Raw genomic sequence first — 21410 nt, forward strand, 5'->3', positions numbered from 1 at the left:
GTGGGCCCTCGCCCGGCGGCGCCTCCGGCGCGTGCAGCGCGCGCAGCGCCGCACCGAAGCCCGGCCAGGCTTCGCGCAGCAGCAGCGCCGGGTCCTGCCATTCGGGCAGGCCGGGCAGCGCCGCCAGCGCGGCCTCCTGCGCACGCGCGACCTGCGGCCACAGGAGGCCGGCGGTCAGCGGCCAGATCGGCTGCCATTCCGGGATGCGGGTCGGCGGCTCGATCAGCGGATCGGCATCGACCTCCAGGTTCCAGCGGCCGGAGAAGGCGCGCAGCCGCCCCGCGACGCGGCGTTCCTCGCCGATCGGAAGGCGGCGGGCCAGCGCCGTGCCTGCCCAGACGGCGCGCGAGAAGGAGATGATGTCCAGATTGTCATCGCCGCAGCGCGCCGCGATGCGCCAGGGGCCGCTGCGCGTGCGTTTCGGTTCGCCTTCGACGAGAAGCACCAGCGTCACCTCCTGGCCCTCGGTGGCGCCGTCGAGTCGCGTCAGCACCGGCCGGCGCTGGATGCGCTCCGGGAGGTGCAGCAGCAGGTCGAGCACGCGCTCGCCCCCTGCGGCTTTGGCCAGCAGGTCGGGCTTCTTCACGCCGGGCAGCGCAGCAATCGGTGCCAGCAGCGGGGCGAGGGGATCCGTCATCGGGCTGACAGCCATTCCATGCCGGCCTATATGCCAGCGGCTGACGTTTCCGCCGAGATGACCGAAATCACCGACCCCCGCCGCCGCCGCCTGCTGTTCCGTGCCCATCACCGGGGCACGAAGGAAACCGACCTGCTGGTCGGCGGCTTCGTCGCGCGCCATATCGCGACCTTCACCGCATCGGAGCTGGATGAGCTGGAGGCGGTGCTGGAACTGCTCGACGTCGATCTGGCGGACTGGCTCTCGGGCCGGCGCCCGATTCCGGACGAGGTCATGACGCCGATGCTGGCCCGCATGGCGGCCGAGAGCATGCAGCCCGGCGCCGGCCTGCCGCCCGGTTTCGCTCGCTGATGCCCATCCTCACGGTCCACGGCGCGCCGGAGGGCTATGACGCGCTGCTGCTGGCGCGGCGCCGGGCGGAGGTGGACGTCCCGGTCGTCCATGCCTGCCGCGACGATGCCCGCATGGCGCGGATGGCCGATGCGCTCGCTTTCTTCGCGCCCGAAGTCGAGGTGCTGCGCTTTCCGGCCTGGGACTGCCTGCCCTATGACCGGGTCTCGCCCAACCCGGAACTCGTGGCGGAGCGGGTCGCGACGCTGACGCGGCTGCTGGAGCCGGCCCGTGGCCCGCGCATCCTGCTGACCACCATCAATGCGCTGGTGCAGAAGGTGCCGCCGCGCGCCGCCTTCGCCGGCGCGACCCTGAGCCTCGCACCTGGCGGACGGCTGGAACCCGAGGCGCTGGCGCGCTTCCTGGAAGCGAACGGCTACGGCCGTACCGGCACGGTGATGGAGCATGGCGAATACGCCATGCGTGGCGGCATCTTCGATGTCTTCCCTGCGGGTCAGACGGACCCGGTCCGCATCGACTTCTTCGGCGACGAGGTCGAGAGCCTGCGCCGCTTCGACACCGGCACCCAGCGCAGCGGCGCCAAGGTGGAACGGCTGGTGCTGCGCCCTTCCGGCGAGGTGTTCCTGGACGAGGCGAGCATCGCCCGCTTCCGCGCTGGCTATCGCGAGCTATTCGGCAATGCGGCGGCCGAGGACCCGCTCTATGTCTCGCTCAGTGCCGGACGCAAGCACCCCGGCATGGAGCATTGGGCCGGCCTCTTCTACGATGCGATGGAGACGCTGCTCGACTACGCGCCGGGCGCCAGCCTCTCGCTCGACCACCAGGGTGAGGATGTGCTGACGGCGCGCTTCGAGATGATCGCCGATCACTACGAGGCGCGGCGCACGCCGGTGCGGGTTGCGGAGGGCGAGGTGCCGTATCGCCCGGTGCCGCCCGGCCGCCTCTATCTCGACCGTGCCGCCTGGCACGACATGCTGGACGACCTCCAGATCCTGCGATTCTCGCCCTTCGCCAAGCCGCCTGGCGAGCAGGGGATCGATGCCGAAGGCCGGCCCGGCCTGCTGTTCAGCGAGGCGCGCGCGGCCGGGCAGAACGTCTTCGCCGCCTATGCCGAGCACGCGAACGCGCAGGTGGTGCAGAAGCGCCGCCCGGTGCTGGCCGCCTGGACGCGGGGCAGCCGCGACCGGCTCGGCAACCTGCTGCGGGAGAACGGCGTCGCGTCGGAGGCAGCGGACGACTGGAAGGCGGTGCGCAAGCTGCCGGAAGGCGTCGTCGCGCTGGTGGTGATGGGGGTGGAGCGTGGCTTCGCCGCCCCCGGGCTTTCCGTCACCGGCGAGCAGGACCTGCTTGGCGAGCGCATCGCGCGGCCGCCGCGCCGGCGCAAGCGGGCCGACCAGTTCATCGCCGATGCGACCGAGATCGCCGAGGGCGACCTCGTCGTGCACCAGGACCACGGCATCGGCCGCTATGACGGCCTCGAGACCATCGAGGTCGCCGGCGCGCCGCATGACTGCCTGCGCCTGGTCTACGACGGCGGCGACAAGCTGTTTGTCCCGGTCGAGAACATCGAGGTGCTGTCTCGCTTCGGCACCGAGACCGCGGGCGTCGCCCTCGACAAGCTCGGTGGCATCTCCTGGCAGAACCGCAAGGCCCGCGCCAAGCAGCGCATCCAGGACATGGCGGGTGCGCTGATCCGCATCGCCGCCGAGCGCCAGACCCGGGAAGGCGTGCCGGTGGCGCCGCCGGAAGGGCTCTGGGACGAGTTCTGCGCCCGCTTCCCCTTCGCCGAGACCGAGGACCAGAGCCGCGCCATCGCCGACCTGCTGGAGGACATGGCGAGCGGCCGGCCGATGGACCGGCTGATCTGCGGCGATGTCGGCTTCGGCAAGACCGAGGTCGCGCTGCGCGCGGCCTTCGCGGTCGCGATGACCGGCGCGCAGGTCGCCGTCGTGGTGCCGACGACGCTGCTCTCCCGCCAGCATTTCCGTACCTTCTCGGCGCGGTTCGAGGGCTTTCCGGTGAAGGTCGCGCAGCTCTCCCGGATGGTGAATGCGAAGGATGCGGCGGCGGTGCGGGCCGGGCTGAAGGACGGCGCCATCAACATCGTGGTCGGCACCCATGCGCTGCTGGCCAAGAGCGTTGAGTTCGCCGATCTCGGCCTGGTCATCGTCGACGAGGAGCAGCATTTCGGCGTCGCCCACAAGGAGAAGCTGAAGCAGCTCAAGACCGATGTGCATGTGCTGACACTGACCGCGACGCCGATCCCGCGCACCCTGCAGCTCGCGCTCACCGGGGTCCGGGAGATGAGCGTGATCGCGACGCCGCCGGTCGACCGGCTGGCGGTGCGCACCTTCATCATGCCCTGGGACACCGTGGTGCTGCGCGAGGCGATCCAGCGCGAGCGCTTCCGCGGCGGGCAGATCTTCTGCGTCACGCCGCGGCTCGAGGACATGCCGCGCGTCGCGGAACGGCTGCGCGAGATCGTCCCCGAGGCGCGGATCGCGGAGGCGCATGGAAGGCTCTCGCCGACCGAGCTCGAACGGGTGATGACCGAGTTCGGCGACGGCAAGCACGACATCCTGCTCTCGACCAACATCGTCGAGAGCGGGCTCGACATGCCGGCGGTCAACACGCTGATCATCCATCGTGCCGACCTGTTCGGGCTGGCGCAGCTCTATCAGCTTCGCGGCCGCGTCGGGCGCGGCAAGCTGCGCGGCTATGCCTTCCTGACCTGGCCGGCCGCACACCGCCTCTCGCCTGCCGCGCAGAAGCGGCTCGAGGTGATGCAGACGCTCGACAACCTCGGCGCCGGCTTCACCCTCGCCTCCCACGACCTCGACATCCGCGGCGCCGGCAACCTGCTGGGCGACGAGCAGAGCGGCCATATCCGGGAAGTCGGCATCGAGCTCTACCAGCAGATGCTGGAGGAGGCGGTGGCGGATCTCCGCGCCGGTGCGGGCAAGAAGCGCGAGGATGAGGGGCGGGACTTCACCCCGAATATCGGGCTCGGCCTGCCGGTGCTGATCCCGGAGGAGTATGTGCGCGACCTGCCGGTGCGGCTCGGCCTCTATCGCCGCATCGGCGGGCTGGCTTCCGACCGCGAGATCGACGCCATGGCGGCCGAGCTCGCGGACCGCTTCGGGGCGCTGCCGCCGGAGGTGGAGAACCTGCTGCAGGTCGTCTCGATCAAGCGGCTCTGCCGGGAGGCGGGGGTGGAGAAGTTGGATGCCGGGCCGAAAGGCGTGGTCGTCAGCTTCCGGCATAACCGTTTCGGCAACCCGGCCGGGCTGATCGGCTGGGTGCAGGCGCAGAAGGGGGCCGTGAAGCTGCGGCCCGATCACAAGCTGGCCCTGCTGCGCGACATGGACCTGCCGCAGCGGGTGAAGGTGGCGCGCGACCTGATGGCCAATCTGGCGAAGCTGGCACGGCAGGCGAAGGCGGCCTAGGCGCCATGCATCGCCGTGATGTCCTGGCCAGCCTGCTGATCGCTGCCGGATGGCCGGCGCTAGCGGCGGACGAAGCCTGGCCGGGCACGGAATGGGACCGCATCACGCCGGAGGCGGCAGGCTGGCGGCCGGATCTGCTGGCGGAGGCGCGGGCCTATGCGCAGCGCGCCGGCACGGCGAGCTTCATCGTCCTGCAGCATGGGCGGATCATCGAGAGCTGGGGCGACATCACCAGCAAGCTGCAGCTCTATTCGGTGCGGAAGAGCCTGTTGAGCGCGCTGATCGGCATCGCGGTGCGGGATGGGCGCATCAATCTCGATGACACCATGGCGGCGCTCGGCATCGATGACGTCCCGCCGTCTCTGACGGAGGTCGAGAAGCAGGCGACAGTGCGGCAGTTGCTGCAGGCGCGATCGGGCATCTACCACCCGGCGCTCTATGAGACCGAGGGCATGGCACGCCGCCGGCCGGCACGCGGTAGCCACGCCCCCGGCCGCTTCTGGTACTACAACAACTGGGATTTCAACGCGCTCGGCACGATCTACGAGCGCGCCACTGGCACCACGATATTCCAGGCCTTCCAAGCGGAGATCGCCGGCCCGCTCGGCATGCAGGATTATCGGCCATCCGATGGTCGGAGCCTGGGTGGCGAGGCGTCCATGCACGCGGCCCATCCTTTCCGCATGAGCGCCCGCGACCTCGCCCGCTTCGGTCTGCTCTATCTGCGCCAGGGGCGCTGGCGGGACCGGCAGGTGGTGCCTGCGGCCTGGATACGAGAGAGCACCACGGCCTGGTCGGAGACCTATCTGCGGTCGGGCTACGGCTACATGTGGTGGACGGGGTTCCCGGACCGGCGCGTTACCATCATGAATCTGCCGCCGGGCGGGTTCTGGGCCGATGGGTCGCGCGGGCAGTTCGTCGTCGTCGACCCGGCTCATGATCTGGTGGCGGTGCATCAGACCGATGGCACCTCGGTCAGCGAACGGCAGATGGGCCATATCCTGTGGCTGATCCTGAACGCGGCGGGCGTCCAGGATCCAGGCGCCGACCCGGAGGCCGGCTGACCGCATTGGCAGACCGGCCTTCGCCGGCCTTAGCGGCGCTGAGAGTCAGATCCCTTCGACGAGTGCGACCTCCAGGAGCCGCTCCAGCACTTCGGGTTCCTGGGCGCCGGCGATGGCGTGGCGGCCGCCGATCACGAAGCAGGGCACGCCGTTGATGCCGAGGCGGTGGGCGCGGAGGTTGTCCGCATGCACGGCCTCGGTCTCCGCATGGCCATAGAGGAATTGCCGGGTGGCGCGGAACTCGAGCCCGATGGCGGCGCCGAGGGCCGCCAGGGTTTCGGTGGCGCCGATATCGGCGCCTTCCAGGAAATAGGCCTCGTAGAGCCTGTCCACCATCGCTTCCGCCAGCCCGTGCTGGGCGGCGAAGCGCACCAGGCGATGCGCATCGACGGAGGAGGGGATGCGGCGGATCCGGTCGAAGCGAAAATCGATGCCCTCCTGCCGGCCGACATCGGCGATCGCGGCATGCAGGCGCCGCGCGCGATCCTCGCCGCCGAATTTGCGCACCAGGTAGTCCTGCCGGGCGATGCCGTCCGGCGCGATATCGGGATTGAGCAGAAAGGGGCGCCATTGCAACTCCGCCAGCACGTCGGGCCGGGAGCGCAAGGCGCGCAGCAGCCGGCGCGTGCCGAGGAAGCACCAGGGACAGACCAGGTCGAAGACGATCTCGACCGTGATGCGGGCGCGAGGCGGGGACAGCAGGTTCACGGCCGCAGGATAGACCCGCCCGGGCGCGGTTTACAGCCGGCCAGGGCACGTGTAGCCTCCGAAAATCAAGTAGCGCATTTGCCAAGCGAATAATAAGCGCCGTCGAGCGAGGGGGGAACAGCATGGGCGGGCCGCTCGAAGGGCTGCGCGTGGTCGAAGTGGGCGTGGCGATGGCCGGGCCGTTCTGCGCCATGACGCTCGGCGATTTCGGTGCGGAGGTGGTGAAGATCGAGCGGGTCGGCGCCGGCGACGACAGCCGTTCCTGGCCGCCGCATTTCGCGGGCGCGATGGGCTACTATTACGCCTCCGCGAACCGCAACAAGCGCAGCGTCGCGCTCGACCTGAAGGCGCCGGACGGCATCGAGGTCGCGCGCCGGCTGATCGCTGATGCCGATGTGCTGGTCGACAACTACCGCATCGGCGCGCTCGCCCGCGCCGGCTTCGATTGGGCAAGCCTGCAGAAGCTGAACGAGCGGCTGATCTACTGCTCGATCAGCGGCTTCGGCGCGAGCGGCCCGCGGGCGGAGGATCCGGCGAACGACCTCTTCATGCAGGCCTATTCCGGCGGCATGAGCATCACCGGCGAGGAAGGCGGCGGCCCCGTCAAGATGGGCATCTCGGTCGCCGACATCGGCGCAGGCATGCTCGGGACCATCGGCGTCATGATGGCGATCGAGGCGCGGCATCGCACCGGGCGCGGCCAGCGCGTCGATACCTCCCTGCTCGAAGGCCAGATGGCGATGCTGGCGCATTTCATCACCCGCTTCTTCGCCTCCGGCGAGGTGCCGGGGCCCTCGGGCAGCGGCGCGCTGACCAGCCCGACCTACCGCGCCTTCAAGGCGGCCGATGACTGGATCGTCATCTCGGCCTTCAACCAGCGCATGTGGCGCGGGCTCTGCGCCGCGCTGGAGCGGCTGGATTGGGCAGAGGACCCGCGCTTCGCCGATGCGGCACGGCGGGTCGCGAACCGGCTGGAACTGATCCGGCTGATCGGGGAGGTCGTGGCGACGCGGCCGGTCGCCGACTGGGAGGCTCGCCTCAAGGCCAATGACGTGCCCTGCTGCCCGATCAACCGGATCGACAAGGTGGTCGAGGAGGAGCAGGTGCGCGCCCGCCGGATGGTCGAGGAGATCGCGTTGCCCGGCCTCGGCGCCGTACGGATGGCGGGACTGCCGGTGAAGCTGAGCGAGACGCCGGCCGCGATCGGCCTGCCGCCGCCGCGCCTCGGTCAGCACACCGCGGAGGTGATGCAGGGCCTCGGCTATGCGGAGGCGGAGATCGCATCGCTCGCGGCGCGCGGCGTCGTCGGCCTGGACGAGGGATGGCGCCGTGGCGACCAGCCGCAGCATGCCATTTGATCACAAGCATTCAGGAGGAACCCGGACATGGCGCTGCTGACCGAAGAGGCGCGCGCATTCATCGGAACCGAAAGCGAGCCCTTCTTCGCCTGCGACGCGGTGGAGCCCGGCGCTGTCAGGCGCTACGCGCAGGCGATCATGGACCCCGATCCCGCCTATGCCGATGCGGCGGCGGGCGCGCGCTATGGTGGTGCGGTGGCGCCGCCGATCTACCCGACCTTCATGTTCCGCACGCCCTTCGGCGCGCCCGACACCATGACGGAGCGCGCTGACGATCCGGATTACGACGGCATCGTCATGGGCGTCGGCAGCGGGCTGCCGGAGCTGCCGCTGCACGGTCTGGCCCTGCTGAACGGCGGCGCCGAGATCGAGTTCTTCGCTTATGCCAGGCACGGCGAGCGCGTGCTGCAGAAGTCGCGTTACGCCGATATCTACGAGCGCGAGACGAAATCCGGCCCGATGATCTTCGTCATCATCGAGACCGAGTTCACGACCGAGGCGGGCCAGCTTCTGCTGCGCGCGCGCAAGACCATCATCCGGCGGTGAGCGACATGCGCGAGAGGATCGATTTCGAGGATGTCGCCATCGGCGACCAGGTGGCGCCGCTCGCCAAGGGGCCGCTGACGACGCCGCACCTGATGCGCTGGTCGGCCGCGATGGAGAACTGGCATAAGATCCACTACGACAAGCCTTTCGCGATGGAGCATGACAAGCTGCCCGGCCTGCTGATCAACGGGTCGCTGAAGCAGCAGTTCATCGCCCAGCTCCTGAAGGACTGGGCGGGGCGCGCCGGCTGGGTCTGGCAGATCAAGTTCCAGTTCCGCGCCATGAACATCGTGGGCGAGACGCTCTCGATCTGGGCGATCGTGAAGGGCAAGCGGGAGGCGGCGGACTACGGGCTGATCGACCTCGATGTCGGCATCCGCAATGAGAAGGGGGTGGAATCGACACCGGGCTCGGCGGTGGTGGCGCTGCCCTATCGCGGCCGCGCGCCGGTGCCCTATCCCTTCGTGCCGCCGGCCGCCTGATGGACCCGGTCGCCGCCCTGCTGGCCGAGGCCCGCCGCATCGAGACGCCCTGCGGCGAGGGGCGCATGGTCTGGCATGCCTGGGGGCAGGGCGCGCCGATGGCGCTGTTCCACGGCGGCGTCGGGTCCTGGCGGCATTGGCTGCGCACCATCCCGGCCTGGAAGGGCAGCCGCCATTTGCTGGTGCCGGACCTGCCCGGCCTTGGCGAATCCGACCTGCCGCCGGAGCCCGCGGCGATCGAGACCGTGGCCGCGGTGGTGGCGAAAGGGCTGCTGTCGCAACTCGGTCCGAATGAGCAGGTCGACCTCGTCGGCTTCTCCTTCGGATCGACGGTCGGTGCGCATGTGGCACTGATCATCGGCGATCGGGCGCGCTCGCTCACCCTGATCGGCGCTGGCGGGCTGGTGCCGGCCAAGACGCCGATGATCCTGGAGAAGGTGCGCGGCAAGACCGGGGACGAGTTGCGGGAGGCGCACCGGACCAATCTCGGGCTGATGATGATCGCCGATCCCGCTGGCATCGACGATCTGGCGCTCGATCTCCAGGATTGGAATTCGCGGCACTCCCGTCTCGATACCCGGGCCTATGTCGCGGCGGGGGCGCTGCGGCGTGCGCTGGAGCGGCTGCGCGTCCCGGTGGACGCGATCTGGGGTGAGCGGGACCAGCTTGCCTATTGGGGCCTGCCGGAGCGGGTCGCGGCGCTGCGCGCGCTGCAGCCGGACGCCCGCGTCACAATCCTGCCCGGCGTCGGGCACTGGATCGCCTATGAGGATCCGGCGGCGCTCGATACCGTGCTGCATGACTATCTCGACAACCCGCGCCCGTCGCCGGGCGTCGCCTGAGCGGCCGATGGTCGAAGGGTCGGATGGCCCGGAGGCCTGAATCAGCGCTCCACATAAGGGAGACCATGCCATGGCACTCACCCGCGCGCTTGGCGCCTTCGTCGCCGGGCTCGACCGGAGGACCATCCCGGCCGAGGCCTTCCGCATTGCCCGCATGGGGCTGATCGACTGCGTCGGCGTAATGATCGCCGGCCGCGACGATGACGCACCGCAGATCCTGCGCCGGACGCTGCTACCCACTGGGGCGCCCACGGGCGGCGAGGCGACGCTCTATTTCAGCGATCTCCGCGCCCCGGCACCGGAGGCCGCCTGGATCAACGGCACCGCGGCGCATGTACTCGATTTCGACGACGTGTCGCTGCGCGGCCATCCCTCGACCGTGCTGGTGCCGGCGATCATGGCGGAGGCGGAGGCGCTGGGGTCGTCGGGCACCGACATCCTAACCGCCTATGTCGCGGGCTACGAGGTCTGGGCCGAGCTGATCCGGCGCGAGCGCGGCATGCTGCACAGCAAGGGCTGGCACCCGACCGGGGTGCTCGGCGCCATCGGCGCCGCCGCGGCCTGCGCCAGGCTGCATGGGTTGGATGCGGAGCGCGCGACCATGGCGATCGCGCTCGGCGCCTCACAGAGCGCTGGCTTGATGGCGAATTTCGGCACCATGACCAAGCCCTTCCATGCCGGGCGCTCGGCGCATTCTGGCCTGATGGCGGCGCGGCTGGCCAAGGCGGGGTTCACCGCGTCCGCCGATGCGATCGAGCATCCGCAGGGCTTCCTGAGCGCCGTCTCGCAGCATGGCGAGGTGGATCGCGAGAGTGCCGCGACCATCGGCCACCAGTTCCGCATCCTGACCGAAGGCCTCAGCATCAAGAAGTTCCCGGCCTGCTACTGCACGCACCGCGCGATCGATGGCGCCTTGGAGCTGGTGCGCGGAAACAGCTTCGGCGCCGATGACGTCGCCAAGGTCGAGGTGCATATCAGCGACCGCTTCGCCACCATTCTGCGCAACGCCAAGCCGCAGACCGGGCTGGAGGCGAAGTTCAGCATGCAGTTCGCGATGGCCGCCTCCGTCATCGCCGGCCGCGTCGGCCTGCCGGAGCTGACCGATGCCTTTGTGCGGCGCCCTGATGTGCAGGCCCTGATGACGAAGGTGCAGGTGTTGCCGAACCAGGACTACGACCCGGAAAGCCCTTCCGGCTCCCGCTTCGACAAGGTGGTCGTCACGCTGAAGGATGGCCGCGTCATCGACGGGCCGGAGATCCGCCGCGCCCGCGGCCATGCGACGATCCCGCTTTCCGACGGCGAGCTCTTCGAAAAATTCCGGGCCTGCCTCGAGGTCGGCGGCGAGGTGGCGCGCGCTGAATCGCTGTTCGACCGCCTGCTCGCGCTCGATACAATCCAGGCCCGCCAGATCGCCGCCGCCGCCTGATGAAGGGTTGACCCTGATGGCGGCGAGCCGCGAGGCTGGTCGCCCATGGCCAAGAAATCGCTTGAGTTCCGGCATCTGGAGGCGTTCCGCGCCATCATGCGCAGCGGCACCGTCACCGGCGCCGGGGCGATGCTCGGCATCTCCCAGCCGGCGGTGAGCCGCCTGCTGTCGCAGACCGAGGCACTGGCCGGCTTCCCACTGTTCGAGCGGGTGCGCGGCCGGCTGGTGCCGACCACCACCGCCCAGGCGCTGCACGAGGAGACCGAGCGCGTCTTCATCGGCATCGAGGAAGTGGCGGCATTGGCGGAGCGGCTGCGCGCGCAGTCGCCACGCCGGGTGGTCATCGCTTCCTTGCCGACCTTGACCCTCACCCTGCTGCCGGCCGCCGTGGTCGCCTGGCGGGCCGAGGGGCGGCGGGAGACGCTGTCGATCCATTCCCGCGCGGCCGGCGGCGTGCTCGGGCTGGTGGCGTCCCGGCAGGCCGATCTCGGCATCGGCGTCAGCGTGCCGAACATCCCGGGCGTGCGCTCCTCACCCCTGATCCGCACCCGTGGCTGGTGCGTGATGGCACCCGGCCATCGCCTGGCGGCGAAGCCCGTGGTGCGCGCCGGGGATTTCGACGGCGAAGCCTATATCGCCCTGTCGCGGGAAGAGGGGCGCCAGGCGCTGATCGAGGAAGCACTCCGCGGCAGCGGGGCACGGCCGCTGGAATCGCTCGAATGCCGCATGACCGCGGGCGCCGTCGCCATGGCCGCGGCAGGCCTCGGCATCACCATCGCGGATTCCCTGGCGGCCTCCGCCTATCTCCACCAGGGCCTGGTGCTGCGGCCCTTCGAGCCGGCCGTCACCTTCCACTACCATCTGATCTGGCCGGAGGAGGTGCGCGACACCTTCGGTCGGGCGGTGCTGGCGCAAAGCATCCGCAACGCGGCGCGCGCGGTGGTGGACCGGGTCGCGGCGCAGGTGGCGGCATCATAAGCCGAAGCACCACCTCATAACCGATTGGTATGGAGTGGCGCCGCGTATACATGCGAGCCTGCCTGTCGCATGACTGACACATCCGGCCCTTTCGCCCCTGGCTTCGTCGAGCGCCCCTATTGGTGGGACGCCGCTCCTCCGACCCCCGCGGAAGCGCCGCTGTCCGACAGTGTCGAGGTGGCGATCATCGGCGGCGGCATCGCCGGCCTCTCCACCGCGCTGGAGCTGGGGCGCAACGGGGTGAAGGCGCTGGTCATCGATCGCGAGGCGATCGGTTGGGGCGCCTCCTCCCGCAATGGCGGCGCGCTGAGCGGGGCGGGCGGGCTCGGCAAGGTGCGCTCCGACCTGGTCGAGGCCTTCGGCGCCAAGTTCGTGGCCGAGCTCGTCGAGGAAGGCGAATCCGCCTTCGAGAATTTCGAGGCGCTGGTCGCGCGGGAGGGGCTGGACTGCGACTTCGTCCGCTGCGGCCGCTTCGTCGGCGCCCATGCCCCGAAGGCGATGGAGGGGCTGAAGCGCCGTGCCGAGCTGGTCAATGCGACCGGCAGCGAGCAGGCCTTCCTGATCCCGCGCGAGCGCGTGGCCGAGGAGATCGCGACCGACCGCTTCCATGGCGGCATGGTGCTGCACCGGGCGGGGTCGCTGCATCCGGGGAAATACGTCCGCTCGCTCGCCCAGGCGGCGGCGCGGCAGGGCGCCACGCTGATCGGGGGCGTGGAGCTCCGCGGCTATCGGCGCGCCGCCGATGGCGCCTTCGCGCTGGAGACCAGCCGCGGCCCGGTGCGGGCGCGGCACCTGATGCTCGCGACCAATGGTTATACCGGCGGCGCCACGCCCTGGCACCGGCGGCGCCTGGTGCCGGTCGCGAGCTACATGATCGCCACCGAGGAGATCGGCGAGGAGCGGGTGCGCCGGGCGCTGCCGAAGCTGCGCGTCTACGGCGACACCAAGAAGGTGCTCTACTATTTCCGGCCGTCGCCGGACTATCGGCGCATCCTGTTCGGCGGCCGCGCGAGCTTCGTCAATGCCGACACCCGGCATTCGGCGGAGACGCTGCACCGCTTCATGGTCGACCTGATCCCGGACCTGGCCGGCGTGAAGCTCACCCATTCCTGGAAGGGCAACGTCGCCTTCGCCTTCGACATGATGCCGCATGTCGGCGTCGAGGACGGCGTTCACTACGCCATGGCCTGCAACGGCAGCGGCGTCGTGACCATGACGCATTTCGGCCAGGTTGCGGCGCAGCAGATCCTGGGCGGGTCGAACCGGGTCTCCGCCTTCGCGCGGCTGAAATTCAAGACCGTTCCGCTCTATGATGGCAGGCCATGGTTCATGCCCTTCATCGGCATGGCCTATCAGCTCCGCGACCGGCTCGACGGCTGGCGCCTGCGAGAGGGACGGTAATGGGCGCGCATCCCTACTTCACGGCCAAGGAGTTCGCGCTCCGGCTGCTGCGGCTGAAGGCACGGATGCGCGCGGCCGGTGTGGCAGTGGCGCTGTTCGACGAGATCGAGGCGATGACCTGGATCTCGGGCTTCGGCAGCTCCGCCAATCGCTGGCGCTGCGTCGCCATCCCGCTGGAGGGCGAACCCTTCTTCCTGATCCGCGCGCTGGATGCCTCAGTCTGCCGGGAGCGGAGCTGGATCGCGGATGTGCCGACCTATCGGGACTGGGAGGATCCGATGCCGGTCCTGGCCGCGGCGCTCGCCGCGCGCGGACTGGATGGGGCGCGGATCGGGCTCGATTTCGACAGCTACGGCATGTCGGTCGCCCGCTTCGCGGCGATGCGGGCGGCGCTGCCACGGGCGGAATTCGTGGATATCGGGGCGGTCGTGGCGGAGCTGCGGCTGATCAAGTCACCCGCCGAGATCGCGCTACTGCGCCGCGCCGCCGGGATCGCGGATCAGGCGCTGCAGGACGCCGCCGCACTCTGCATCCCCGGCGCCAGCCAGCGGGATGCGGCCAAGCGCGCGCAGATGACCTTCGTCGAGATGGGGGGCGATCCCTATCGGCCGGGCCCGATCACCGCCGGGCGCGGCTGGGACTTCCTGCACGGGCATCTGGGCGACGCGCCGCTGGCCCGCGGCGATGTCGTGCATATCGAGCTGACGCCCCGCATCCACGGCTACAGCGCCCGGGTCATGCGCTGCGTGGTGCTGGGCGAGCCGGAACCGGAGCGCAGCCGCGCCGCGACGCTGCTGGCCGAGCTGCAGGACCGGCAGATCGCCGCCTTGAAGCCCGGCGCGATCGCCGCCGATGTCGATGCCATCCTGCGCCGGGGCGTGATCGAGGCCGGGCTTCGCGACAGCTACGACAACATCACCGGCTATACGCTCGGCCTCTACGGCGATGCCGGGCCCCGCACCAGCGACTTCACGCGCATCCTGCACCCCGAGGCGAATTGGGCGATCGAGGCGGGGATGGTGTTCCACATCTACGCCTCGGCCGGTGGCGCGGCGCTGAGCGAGACCGTGCTTGTGACCGAGAACGGGCCGGAACTGCTGACGCGCCTGCCGCGCGGCCTGTTCGTGAACCCTTGAGCGGGACGGACGCGCGTCCCGACTTGCCGACCGAGCCCGCTCAAGGCGCCGCGACAAGCGCCAGGCGGGCGAATGCCACACACGGCCAAGCGATACAGAGGGGCACATCATGACAGACGACCTGAAACTGCCGCGCCGCCTGCTGATCGGCACCGCCCTCGCTGCGCCGGCGACCATCGCGCGCCCCGCGCGGGCGGATGGCGAGGTGATCGTGCGCACGCCGGGCGGCGCCTATGACGACGTCATGCGCCGGCATGTCTACGATCCCTTCACCCGGGAGACGGGCATCCGCGTCACGGTCGTCGCAGCGACCGCGGCCAAGCTGATCGCAATGTTCCGTGCCAACAATGTCGAGCTCGACCTGATCGACACCGGCGACGCCCAGCTCATGACCTTGGAAGGCATGGGGGCGCTGGCGCCGATCGCCTATGATCGCTGGCGCTGGTCGAAGCCCGAGGACGTGACTTCGGAGGTCAAGCTGCCCTATCGCGTCGGCAACTTCACCTACGCGACCGTGCTCGCCTACAACCGCGAGAGCTTCCCGGGCGACAATCATCCGAAGTCCTGGGCGGATTTCTGGGATGCCGGCCGCTTCCCGGGGCCGCGCATGCTGGCCGATATCGCGAGCGCCTCGGTGAATCTCGAATTCGCGCTGCTCGCTGACGGGGTGCCGAAGGACCAGCTCTACCCGATCGACCTCGACCGCGCGCTGCGCTCGATGAGCCGTATCCGGCCGCAGATCCGCCGCTTCTGGGACACCGGCGCGCTCTCCGCGCAGATGCTGTCGGACCGGGAAGTGGTGCTGGGCTCGATCTGGAACGGGCGCCTGCAGACGCTGATCGATCGTAATGCGCCGCTCGCCTATACCTGGAACGAGCACATGATCCAGGTCCAGGCGCTCGGCATCTTCAAGGATGCGCGCAATGTCGAAGGCGCGCAGCGGCTGGCCGACTTCATGATGCAGCCGCAGGTCCAGGCCGGCTATGCGAAGGCGCTGATCTACGGCCCGACCAATGAACGTGCCTTCGACCTGCTGACACCGGATGAGCGCGCGCGCATGCCGGGTGGCGAGAATTCGCGTCGCAGCGGCTTCTATCAGAACATCGTCTGGTGGCATGAGAACCGCGAACGCGTGACGCGCGCCTGGTCGCGCTGGGTCCTGCGGTGAGCGCGGGTTCCGTCGCGCTCGAGGCGGTCACCAAGCGGTACGGGTCGGAGGCGGTGGTGGCGGGCGTCTCGCTCGCTATCCCCGAAGGCGAGTTCTTCACCCTGCTAGGCCCCTCCGGCAGCGGGAAGACGACGACGCTCTCGATGCTGGCCGGTTTCGTGGTGCCGGACGAGGGCCGCGTGGTGATGGGCGGGCGCGACATGACGCGGGTGCCGCCGCGCGGGCGCGGCCTTGGCATGGTGTTCCAGAACTACGCGATCTTCCCGCATCTGAACGTCGCGGAGAACGTCGCCTTCCCGCTGACCGTGCGCGGCGCGCCGAAGCCCGAGGTGACGGCGCGCGTCGCCGAGGCGCTGGCGATGGTGAAGCTGACCGGCTTCGAGGCGCGCTACGCGCGCCAGCTCTCGGGCGGGCAGCAGCAGCGGGTCGCGCTGGCGCGCGCCATCGTCGCGCATCCGAAGGTGGTCCTGATGGACGAGCCGCTCGGCGCGCTCGACAAGAACCTCCGCTACCACATGCAGGTCGAGATCAAGGAGATTCAGCGCCGCCTCGGCATGACGGTCATCTATGTCACCCATGACCAGGAGGAGGCGCTGACCATGTCCGACCGCATCGCGATCATGGATCGGGGACGGATCGCGCAGCTTGGCCCGCCGCGCGAGGTCTACGAAAAGCCCGACGACAGCTTCGTCGCCGCCTTCCTCGGCGAGGCGAACCTGCTGCGGGCGCGGCGGGACGGGGAGGTGGTGCGCGGCCCGGGCGGCGCCGTGCTGGCCACGAGTGCGGGCACGCCGCCAGGCGGTGAGGCGCTGCTCTTTGTCCGACCGGAGAAGGTGAGCGTCGCCGCCGGGTTGGCGGAGGTGCTGCCGAACCATCTGCCGGGACGCGTGCTGCACGCCTCCTTCCTCGGTAATATCGTGCGCTACGCCGTGGAGGCGGGGGATGGCGCCACGGTGCTCTGCGATGCGGCCAACGGCGCGGGGGCGGTGCTGCATCAGCCCGGCGACGCGGTGACGCTGAGTTGGCGCGCCGAGGACAGCCGGCTGCTGGCAGGGTGAGACGATGCCGCTCGGACGTCTCCCCGCCTGGCTGCTGCTGGCCCCCGCCCTGGTGCTGCTGTTCGGCGTCTTCCTGATGCCGATCGGCTGGTTCCTGGTCTCCTCCCTCCGCGAGCTCGGGACGCTCGCCGATATCCGGGAGGAGATGGAGGCGGTGCTGTTCTCCGACACCATCGGCCGCGTCATCCTCAACACCAACGGCATCGGCGCCGTGGTGACGCTGCTGGTGCTGCTGATCGGCTATCCCGTCTCCTACGCGCTGTCCCGCGCGCGGGGCTTCGCCTTCACCCTGATCCTGCTCTGCATCGTGCTGCCCTACTTCACCAGCACCATCGTGCGCACCTATGCCTGGATGGTGCTGCTCGGGCGGAACGGGCTGATCAACCAGGTGCTGCTCGGGCTCGGCCTGATCGGGGCGCCGCTGGACCTGCTCTACAACCGCACCGGCGTCGTCATCGGCATGACCTATGTGCTGCTGCCTTACATGGTGCTGACGCTCTATGCCGCGATGAAGGCGGTTGACCCACGGCTGCTGCAGGCGGCGGAGGGGATGGGCGCCTCGCCCGGGCAGGTGTTCCGGCGCGTCTTCATGCCGCTGACCCTGCATGGCGTGGTCGCGGGCGTGCTGATCACCTTCATCCTGGCGATCGGCTTCTTCATCACGCCCGCGCTGATGGGTGGGCCCGCCGACATCATGATCGCCATGCTGATCGAACGCGAGGTGGAGCTCACGCAGAACTGGCCGACGGCCGCGATGATGACCATCGTCCTGCTGGCGGTGACGCTGATCCTCTACGCCGTCTACAGCCGCTATGCGGAGCCGGGGCAGGGGGAGCTGCAGCGATGATGGGACCGGTGTTGCGGGCGACCTTGCTGAAGGCGCTGGTCGTCCTACTCTGCTTCGGGCTGCTGGCGCCGATCATCATCGTCGCTATCGCCTCCTTCAGCGGCGATGGCTACCTGAAGTTCCCGCCGGAGAGCCTTTCGTTCCGCTGGTATGAGCGGTTCCTCGGCGACCCGCGCTGGCGCGCGGCGATCCTCAACTCGCTGTTCATCGGCGTCATGACCTCGGCGCTGTCGACGCTGGTCGGCTTCCTCGCCGCCTATGCGATGGTGCGGGGGGAATTCCGCACCAAGCGGGTGCTGGCGTCGCTGCTGCTGACGCCGGTGATCGTGCCGCATGTGATCACGGCGGTAGCGGTCTACTTCCTCTCGGCGCGCATGGGGCTGGTCGGCTTCCGGCCCTGGATCGCGGTGGCGCATACCGTGGTCGCGCTGCCGGTGGTGCTGGTGATCCTGCAATCGGCGCTGCGCACCGTCGATCCGGCGCTGGAGCGGGCGGCGATGGTCTGCGGCTGCACGCGCTGGGGCGTGTTCCGACGCGTGGTGCTGCCTCTGGCGCTGCCAGGTGTCGTTTCCGCAGCGCTCTTCTCCTTCCTGACCTCTTTCGACGAGCTGGTGATTTCGCTGTTCCTGGCCGGCATCCGGGCGGAGACGCTGCCGGTCCGGATCTGGAACAGCCTGCTGCTGGAGGTGGAGCCGACCATTGCCGCGGTCAGCACCCTGCTGATCGCGGTGACCGCGGCGGCACTGGCGATCGATGCCGCGATCCGGCGGTTCCGGGGCGGCGGGGCGCTGCCGGCGCGGTGACGGTTCGCCGCCGCCGTTTCAGCGCCGCGGCGGCCAGTCCAGCTTCGGCTCGGCCCGGCGGTTCTCCGATGGCCAGGCGGCGGGCGGGGGCACCGGCGGGGTCATGCGCGGCGCAGCGGAGGGGCGGGGCGGGGCGACCGGCGGTTCCACCCAATCCTCCTCCACCACGCGGCCGCCGCTGCGCGGGCGCGGCTGGTCCTGCAGCCGCAGCGGCAGGGCCCGGAGTTCCGCGCGCAGCTCCTCGAGCTGCGCCTCGATCTGGTCCAGCCGGCCCTTCACGCCGAAGACGCTGAAGGGCATCAGCAGGAAGGCGAGGGCGGCGAGCGCCAGCAGCAGCAGAAAGATCAGCCCGACCCAGTCGGGCAGGCCGGGAATGGCCAGCTTCGCAGCCAGATCCTGAAGTATCTGCGGCATGTCAGCCCCCAGTCACGCTCATGTGCCGAGCGACGGCCGGGCCATCCTCGCGGCGGCCGATGACGAAATCATGGCCTTTCGGCTTGCGCGTGATGGCGTCGAGGATCGCGGCGCGCAACCCCTCCTCGCCGATCGCGGGATCGCGCAGCGGGCGCCGCAGATCCGCGGCATCGTCCTGGCCGAGGCACATGTAGAGCGTCCCGGTGCAGGTCAGCCGCACCCGGTTGCAGCTTTCGCAGAAATTATGGGTCAGGGGGGTGATGAAGCCGATGCGCCGGCCGGTTTCCCGCACCGTGAAGTACCGTGCCGGGCCGCCGGTGCGGTAGTCGGTCTCCTCCAGCGTCCAATGCTCCATCAGCCGGGCGCGGACGCGGGAGAGCGGCAGGTACTGGTCTGTGCGGTCGCCGCCGATATCGCCCATCGGCATGGTCTCGATCAGGGTCAGATCGAAACCATGCTCCCCGCACCAGGCGAGCATGCGGTCGTATTCATGCTCGTTGACGCCCTTCAGCGCGACGGCGTTGATCTTGACCGCGAGGCCGGCGGCCTTGGCGGCGAAGATGCCGTCCAGCGTCGCATCCAGCTTGCCCCAGCGGGTGATCGCGGTGAAGGCCGCGGGGTCCAGCGTGTCCAGGCTGACATTGATGCGGCGCACGCCGGCGCCACGGAGGTCATCGGCCAGCTTCGTGAGCTGGCTGCCGTTGGTGGTGACCGTCAGCTCCTTGAGCCCGCCTTCGCCAAGCCGGGCGCCGAGGCTGCGGAAGAGCTGGATGACGTTCTTGCGCACCAGCGGCTCGCCGCCGGTGAGGCGGATCTTCTCGACACCGAGGCCGATGAAGGTGCCGCAGAGCCGGTCCAGCTCCTCCAGGCTCAGCACCTCGGCCTTCGGCAGGAAGGTCATGTCTTCCGCCATGCAGTAGACGCAGCGGAGGTCGCAGCGGTCGGTGACCGAGACGCGGAGGTAGCTGATCGGCCGGTTGAAGGGGTCGATCATCGGCGGGAACCGGTACGGGACGGGGCGCGCATGGCGCTGATTTGGTCCGTCCCCCCCGGCATTGGCAAGGGCTTCCTCAATCTGCATTGCCCCTCAGGCGCGTCGGGCCGAAGGCACGCCTCCGGCGTGACGCATTCGCGGCCTCGGACCGATCGAGCGACCGGTCCGCCATTACGCGAGGAGGGCGAGGCAGCCCGCCGAGATCAGCATCCCGAAGGCGAAACGGCGATACCAGCGTTCCGGGACCACATGGAACAGCCGGGCGCCGATCGGCACCGCGACCAGCATCAGCGGCAGCAGCAGGGCGGTGCGGAGCAGCACGGTCGCGTCGATGATGCCGCCGACCAGGGGTGGGATCACCGAGACCACGGCGATGGTGGCGAAGAACAGAATCAGGTTGGCGCGGTGCTCCCGCGCCGCTTCCCGGCCGGCCAGCAGATAGAGGATGACCGGGGGCCCGCTCATGCCGGTGGCCCCCTTCATGAGGCCGGAGACGGTGCCGATCGCGAGGTTGAGCGGCAGCGGCCGGCTGCCGTGGTAGCGCCAGCGCGACATCAGGGCGAAGCCGAAGACCAGGACCAGGCCGCCGATCACCCGGCGCAGCAGGTCGCCATCGGCGGTGAGCAGGATATAGGCGCCGATCGGGGTGGCGACGGCCGCCGCCGCGCCGATCGGCAGGATCACCTTGTGATTGGCCTCCCGCCAGGATTTCGGCAGGAGCTGGACGGAGACCAGCATTTCCATCAGCAGCAGGATCGGCACCCCCGCCCGCGGCCCCCAGAGGGCGGAGAAGATCGGCGCCAGCAGGATGGCGGTGCCGAAGCCGGCATAGCCGCGCATCAGCCCGGCGACGATCACGGCAAGGGCCGCCGCCGCCAGCCTCCAGGTCAGGAGACCGGCGAGGATCGCCTCGATTTCGGGGGTCATGCGCGGGGCAGGTCCACCACGTCCAGGGTGACGACCGCGGTATTGATGAGCAGTTTGCCTGCATTCTCGAAATTCACGGTGACGCGTTCCCCCACGACCGACTGCACCTGACCGACGCCCCAGTCGGGCCGGTCCGGGTGGCGGACGCGCATGCCGGGTTCGATCAGGCTGGGCATGACCTCACATCATTGCGGTTTTGTCAGGAGCCGATCCGAGCATACCGGCTGCCCGCTCGCCGCGCACCCGGGCGGGGCCCGGCGGGAGGGGAGCCGCTCGGACTTTACCGAATCTTCGCCTGAAGCAGCCGAGATTGATGGCAACGCTGGCGCGGGGACTACGATGGACGATCTTCTGGCCGACTTCCTGATGGAGACCAACGAGGGCATTGCCGCCCTCGACGGCGCCTTGTTGCGGCTCGAGAAAGTGCCGAACGACATGCCGACCTTGGCCGAGGTGTTCCGCCTGGTCCATACCATCAAGGGCACCTGCGGCTTCCTGGGCCTCGGCCGACTGGAGAAGGTGGCGCATGCCGCGGAGAACGTCCTCGGCTCCTATCGGGACGGCAGCCTGCGTGTCACCGAAGGCGGCATCAGCCTGATCCTGAGGGCGCTCGACGCCATCCGCGCCATCATCCGGGGGCTGGAGGCGACCGGCGCCGAGCCTGCCGGCGACGACGCCGCGATCATCGCAGCGCTGGACGCGGCCTATGCGGGAGAGGAGGCGCCTTCCGCTGCCGCCCCGCCCACGCAAGCCGCCCCTGCCATGCACGCCGCCCCCGTCGCGGAGGCCGCTCCGGCCGCGCCACCGGCTCCCGCCGCCCTGCC

Annotated in this window: 21 protein-coding genes and 1 pseudogene; 16 read left to right on the plus strand and 6 right to left on the minus strand. The window is 69.8% G+C overall.

Translation table 11 applies throughout. The features are described 5' to 3' along the window. Positions 1 to 637 (minus strand): annotated as a pseudogene (locus GXW71_RS31690) (ATP-dependent DNA helicase RecG); the annotation flags it as partial. Between the two features lie 57 nt (positions 638 to 694). On the opposite strand from GXW71_RS31690, the gene GXW71_RS31695 reads away from it, so the two are divergent. The 3 genes from GXW71_RS31695 to GXW71_RS31705 are packed head-to-tail and all read left to right on the plus strand — an operon-like array spanning position 695 to position 5498. Beyond that, a complete protein-coding gene (locus GXW71_RS31695) occupies positions 695 to 988 on the plus strand; it encodes an FAD assembly factor SdhE (RefSeq protein ID WP_246527070.1) in 294 nt (97 codons plus the stop codon). After that, on the plus strand, positions 988 to 4434 hold the full coding sequence (gene mfd, locus GXW71_RS31700) for a transcription-repair coupling factor (protein WP_211857317.1): 3447 nt from the start codon (positions 988 to 990) through the stop codon (positions 4432 to 4434). The genes GXW71_RS31695 and mfd overlap by 1 nt, the downstream gene beginning before the upstream one ends. Before the next feature lie 5 nt (positions 4435 to 4439). Further along, a complete protein-coding gene (locus tag GXW71_RS31705) occupies positions 4440 to 5498 on the plus strand; it encodes a serine hydrolase domain-containing protein (protein WP_211857319.1) in 1059 nt (352 codons plus the stop codon). Between the two features lie 45 nt (positions 5499 to 5543). Here GXW71_RS31705 and GXW71_RS31710 read toward each other — a convergent pair whose 3' ends face one another. Then, positions 5544 to 6206: a DsbA family oxidoreductase gene (locus GXW71_RS31710; RefSeq protein WP_211857321.1), complete on the minus strand. Its 663-nt coding sequence runs from the start codon at positions 6204 to 6206 to the stop codon at positions 5544 to 5546. A gap of 122 nt (positions 6207 to 6328) precedes the next feature. On the opposite strand from GXW71_RS31710, the gene GXW71_RS31715 reads away from it, so the two are divergent. The 12 genes from GXW71_RS31715 (at position 6329) to GXW71_RS31770 (ending at position 18251) form a co-directional block, all read left to right on the plus strand. Next, a complete protein-coding gene (locus GXW71_RS31715; RefSeq protein ID WP_211857330.1) occupies positions 6329 to 7564 on the plus strand; it encodes a CaiB/BaiF CoA transferase family protein in 1236 nt (411 codons plus the stop codon). A 27-nt stretch (positions 7565 to 7591) separates the two neighbouring features. Continuing rightward, on the plus strand, positions 7592 to 8110 hold the full coding sequence (locus GXW71_RS31720; protein WP_211857338.1) for an FAS1-like dehydratase domain-containing protein: 519 nt from the start codon (positions 7592 to 7594) through the stop codon (positions 8108 to 8110). A gap of 5 nt (positions 8111 to 8115) precedes the next feature. Next, positions 8116 to 8592 carry a hotdog family protein gene (locus tag GXW71_RS31725; RefSeq protein WP_211857340.1) on the plus strand — a complete coding sequence of 159 codons (477 nt, stop codon included), beginning with the start codon at positions 8116 to 8118 and terminating at the stop codon, positions 8590 to 8592. Next, a complete protein-coding gene (locus tag GXW71_RS31730) occupies positions 8592 to 9434 on the plus strand; it encodes an alpha/beta fold hydrolase (protein WP_211857344.1) in 843 nt (280 codons plus the stop codon). Before GXW71_RS31725 ends, GXW71_RS31730 begins: the two co-directional genes overlap by 1 nt. Positions 9435 to 9504: 70 nt before the next feature. Beyond that, positions 9505 to 10860 (plus strand): MmgE/PrpD family protein, encoded by a 1356-nt coding sequence (locus GXW71_RS31735; RefSeq protein WP_211857346.1) that lies wholly within the window; start codon positions 9505 to 9507, stop codon positions 10858 to 10860. Between the two features lie 45 nt (positions 10861 to 10905). Next, positions 10906 to 11838 (plus strand): LysR substrate-binding domain-containing protein, encoded by a 933-nt coding sequence (locus GXW71_RS31740; RefSeq protein ID WP_211857348.1) that lies wholly within the window; start codon positions 10906 to 10908, stop codon positions 11836 to 11838. Between the two features lie 69 nt (positions 11839 to 11907). Then, positions 11908 to 13239, plus strand: coding sequence for an NAD(P)/FAD-dependent oxidoreductase (locus GXW71_RS31745; protein ID WP_211857350.1), 1332 nt, complete (start codon positions 11908 to 11910; stop codon positions 13237 to 13239). Then, positions 13239 to 14375, plus strand: coding sequence for a M24 family metallopeptidase (locus GXW71_RS31750; RefSeq protein ID WP_211857359.1), 1137 nt, complete (start codon positions 13239 to 13241; stop codon positions 14373 to 14375). Before GXW71_RS31745 ends, GXW71_RS31750 begins: the two co-directional genes overlap by 1 nt. A gap of 109 nt (positions 14376 to 14484) precedes the next feature. After that, positions 14485 to 15543 (plus strand): ABC transporter substrate-binding protein, encoded by a 1059-nt coding sequence (locus tag GXW71_RS31755; RefSeq protein ID WP_211857361.1) that lies wholly within the window; start codon positions 14485 to 14487, stop codon positions 15541 to 15543. Continuing rightward, positions 15540 to 16601 (plus strand): ABC transporter ATP-binding protein, encoded by a 1062-nt coding sequence (locus tag GXW71_RS31760; RefSeq protein WP_211857363.1) that lies wholly within the window; start codon positions 15540 to 15542, stop codon positions 16599 to 16601. The genes GXW71_RS31755 and GXW71_RS31760 overlap by 4 nt, the downstream gene beginning before the upstream one ends. A gap of 4 nt (positions 16602 to 16605) precedes the next feature. Continuing rightward, the gene (locus GXW71_RS31765; protein WP_211857372.1) at positions 16606 to 17448 is read left to right on the plus strand and encodes an ABC transporter permease; all 843 of its coding nucleotides are present in this window, start codon (positions 16606 to 16608) and stop codon (positions 17446 to 17448) included. After that, positions 17445 to 18251, plus strand: a complete 807-nt coding sequence (locus GXW71_RS31770; protein WP_211857374.1) for an ABC transporter permease — start codon at positions 17445 to 17447, stop codon at positions 18249 to 18251. The genes GXW71_RS31765 and GXW71_RS31770 overlap by 4 nt, the downstream gene beginning before the upstream one ends. 18 nt (positions 18252 to 18269) lie before the next feature. Here GXW71_RS31770 and GXW71_RS31775 read toward each other — a convergent pair whose 3' ends face one another. The 4 genes from GXW71_RS31775 to GXW71_RS31790 all read right to left on the minus strand — a co-directional run bounded on the left by GXW71_RS31775 (position 18270) and on the right by GXW71_RS31790 (position 20762). Next, complete coding sequence (locus GXW71_RS31775; protein ID WP_211857376.1) at positions 18270 to 18665, minus strand: hypothetical protein; 396 nt, start codon at positions 18663 to 18665, stop codon at positions 18270 to 18272. 1 nt (position 18666) lies between these two features. Continuing rightward, the gene (gene moaA, locus GXW71_RS31780) at positions 18667 to 19659 is read right to left on the minus strand and encodes a GTP 3',8-cyclase MoaA (RefSeq protein ID WP_211857378.1); all 993 of its coding nucleotides are present in this window, start codon (positions 19657 to 19659) and stop codon (positions 18667 to 18669) included. A gap of 171 nt (positions 19660 to 19830) precedes the next feature. After that, on the minus strand, positions 19831 to 20586 hold the full coding sequence (locus tag GXW71_RS31785) for a sulfite exporter TauE/SafE family protein (protein WP_211857380.1): 756 nt from the start codon (positions 20584 to 20586) through the stop codon (positions 19831 to 19833). Then, positions 20583 to 20762, minus strand: coding sequence for a DUF3553 domain-containing protein (locus tag GXW71_RS31790; protein ID WP_211857385.1), 180 nt, complete (start codon positions 20760 to 20762; stop codon positions 20583 to 20585). Before GXW71_RS31790 ends, GXW71_RS31785 begins: the two co-directional genes overlap by 4 nt. A gap of 163 nt (positions 20763 to 20925) precedes the next feature. Here GXW71_RS31790 and GXW71_RS31795 point away from each other — a divergent pair. Beyond that, positions 20926 to 21410 (plus strand): Hpt domain-containing protein (locus GXW71_RS31795; protein ID WP_211857388.1); only part of this gene is annotated, 485 nt, incomplete at its 3' end.

The organism is Plastoroseomonas hellenica (assembly GCF_018129085.1).
In the GTDB taxonomy this organism is placed as follows: Bacteria; Pseudomonadota; Alphaproteobacteria; order Acetobacterales; family Acetobacteraceae; genus Plastoroseomonas; species Plastoroseomonas hellenica.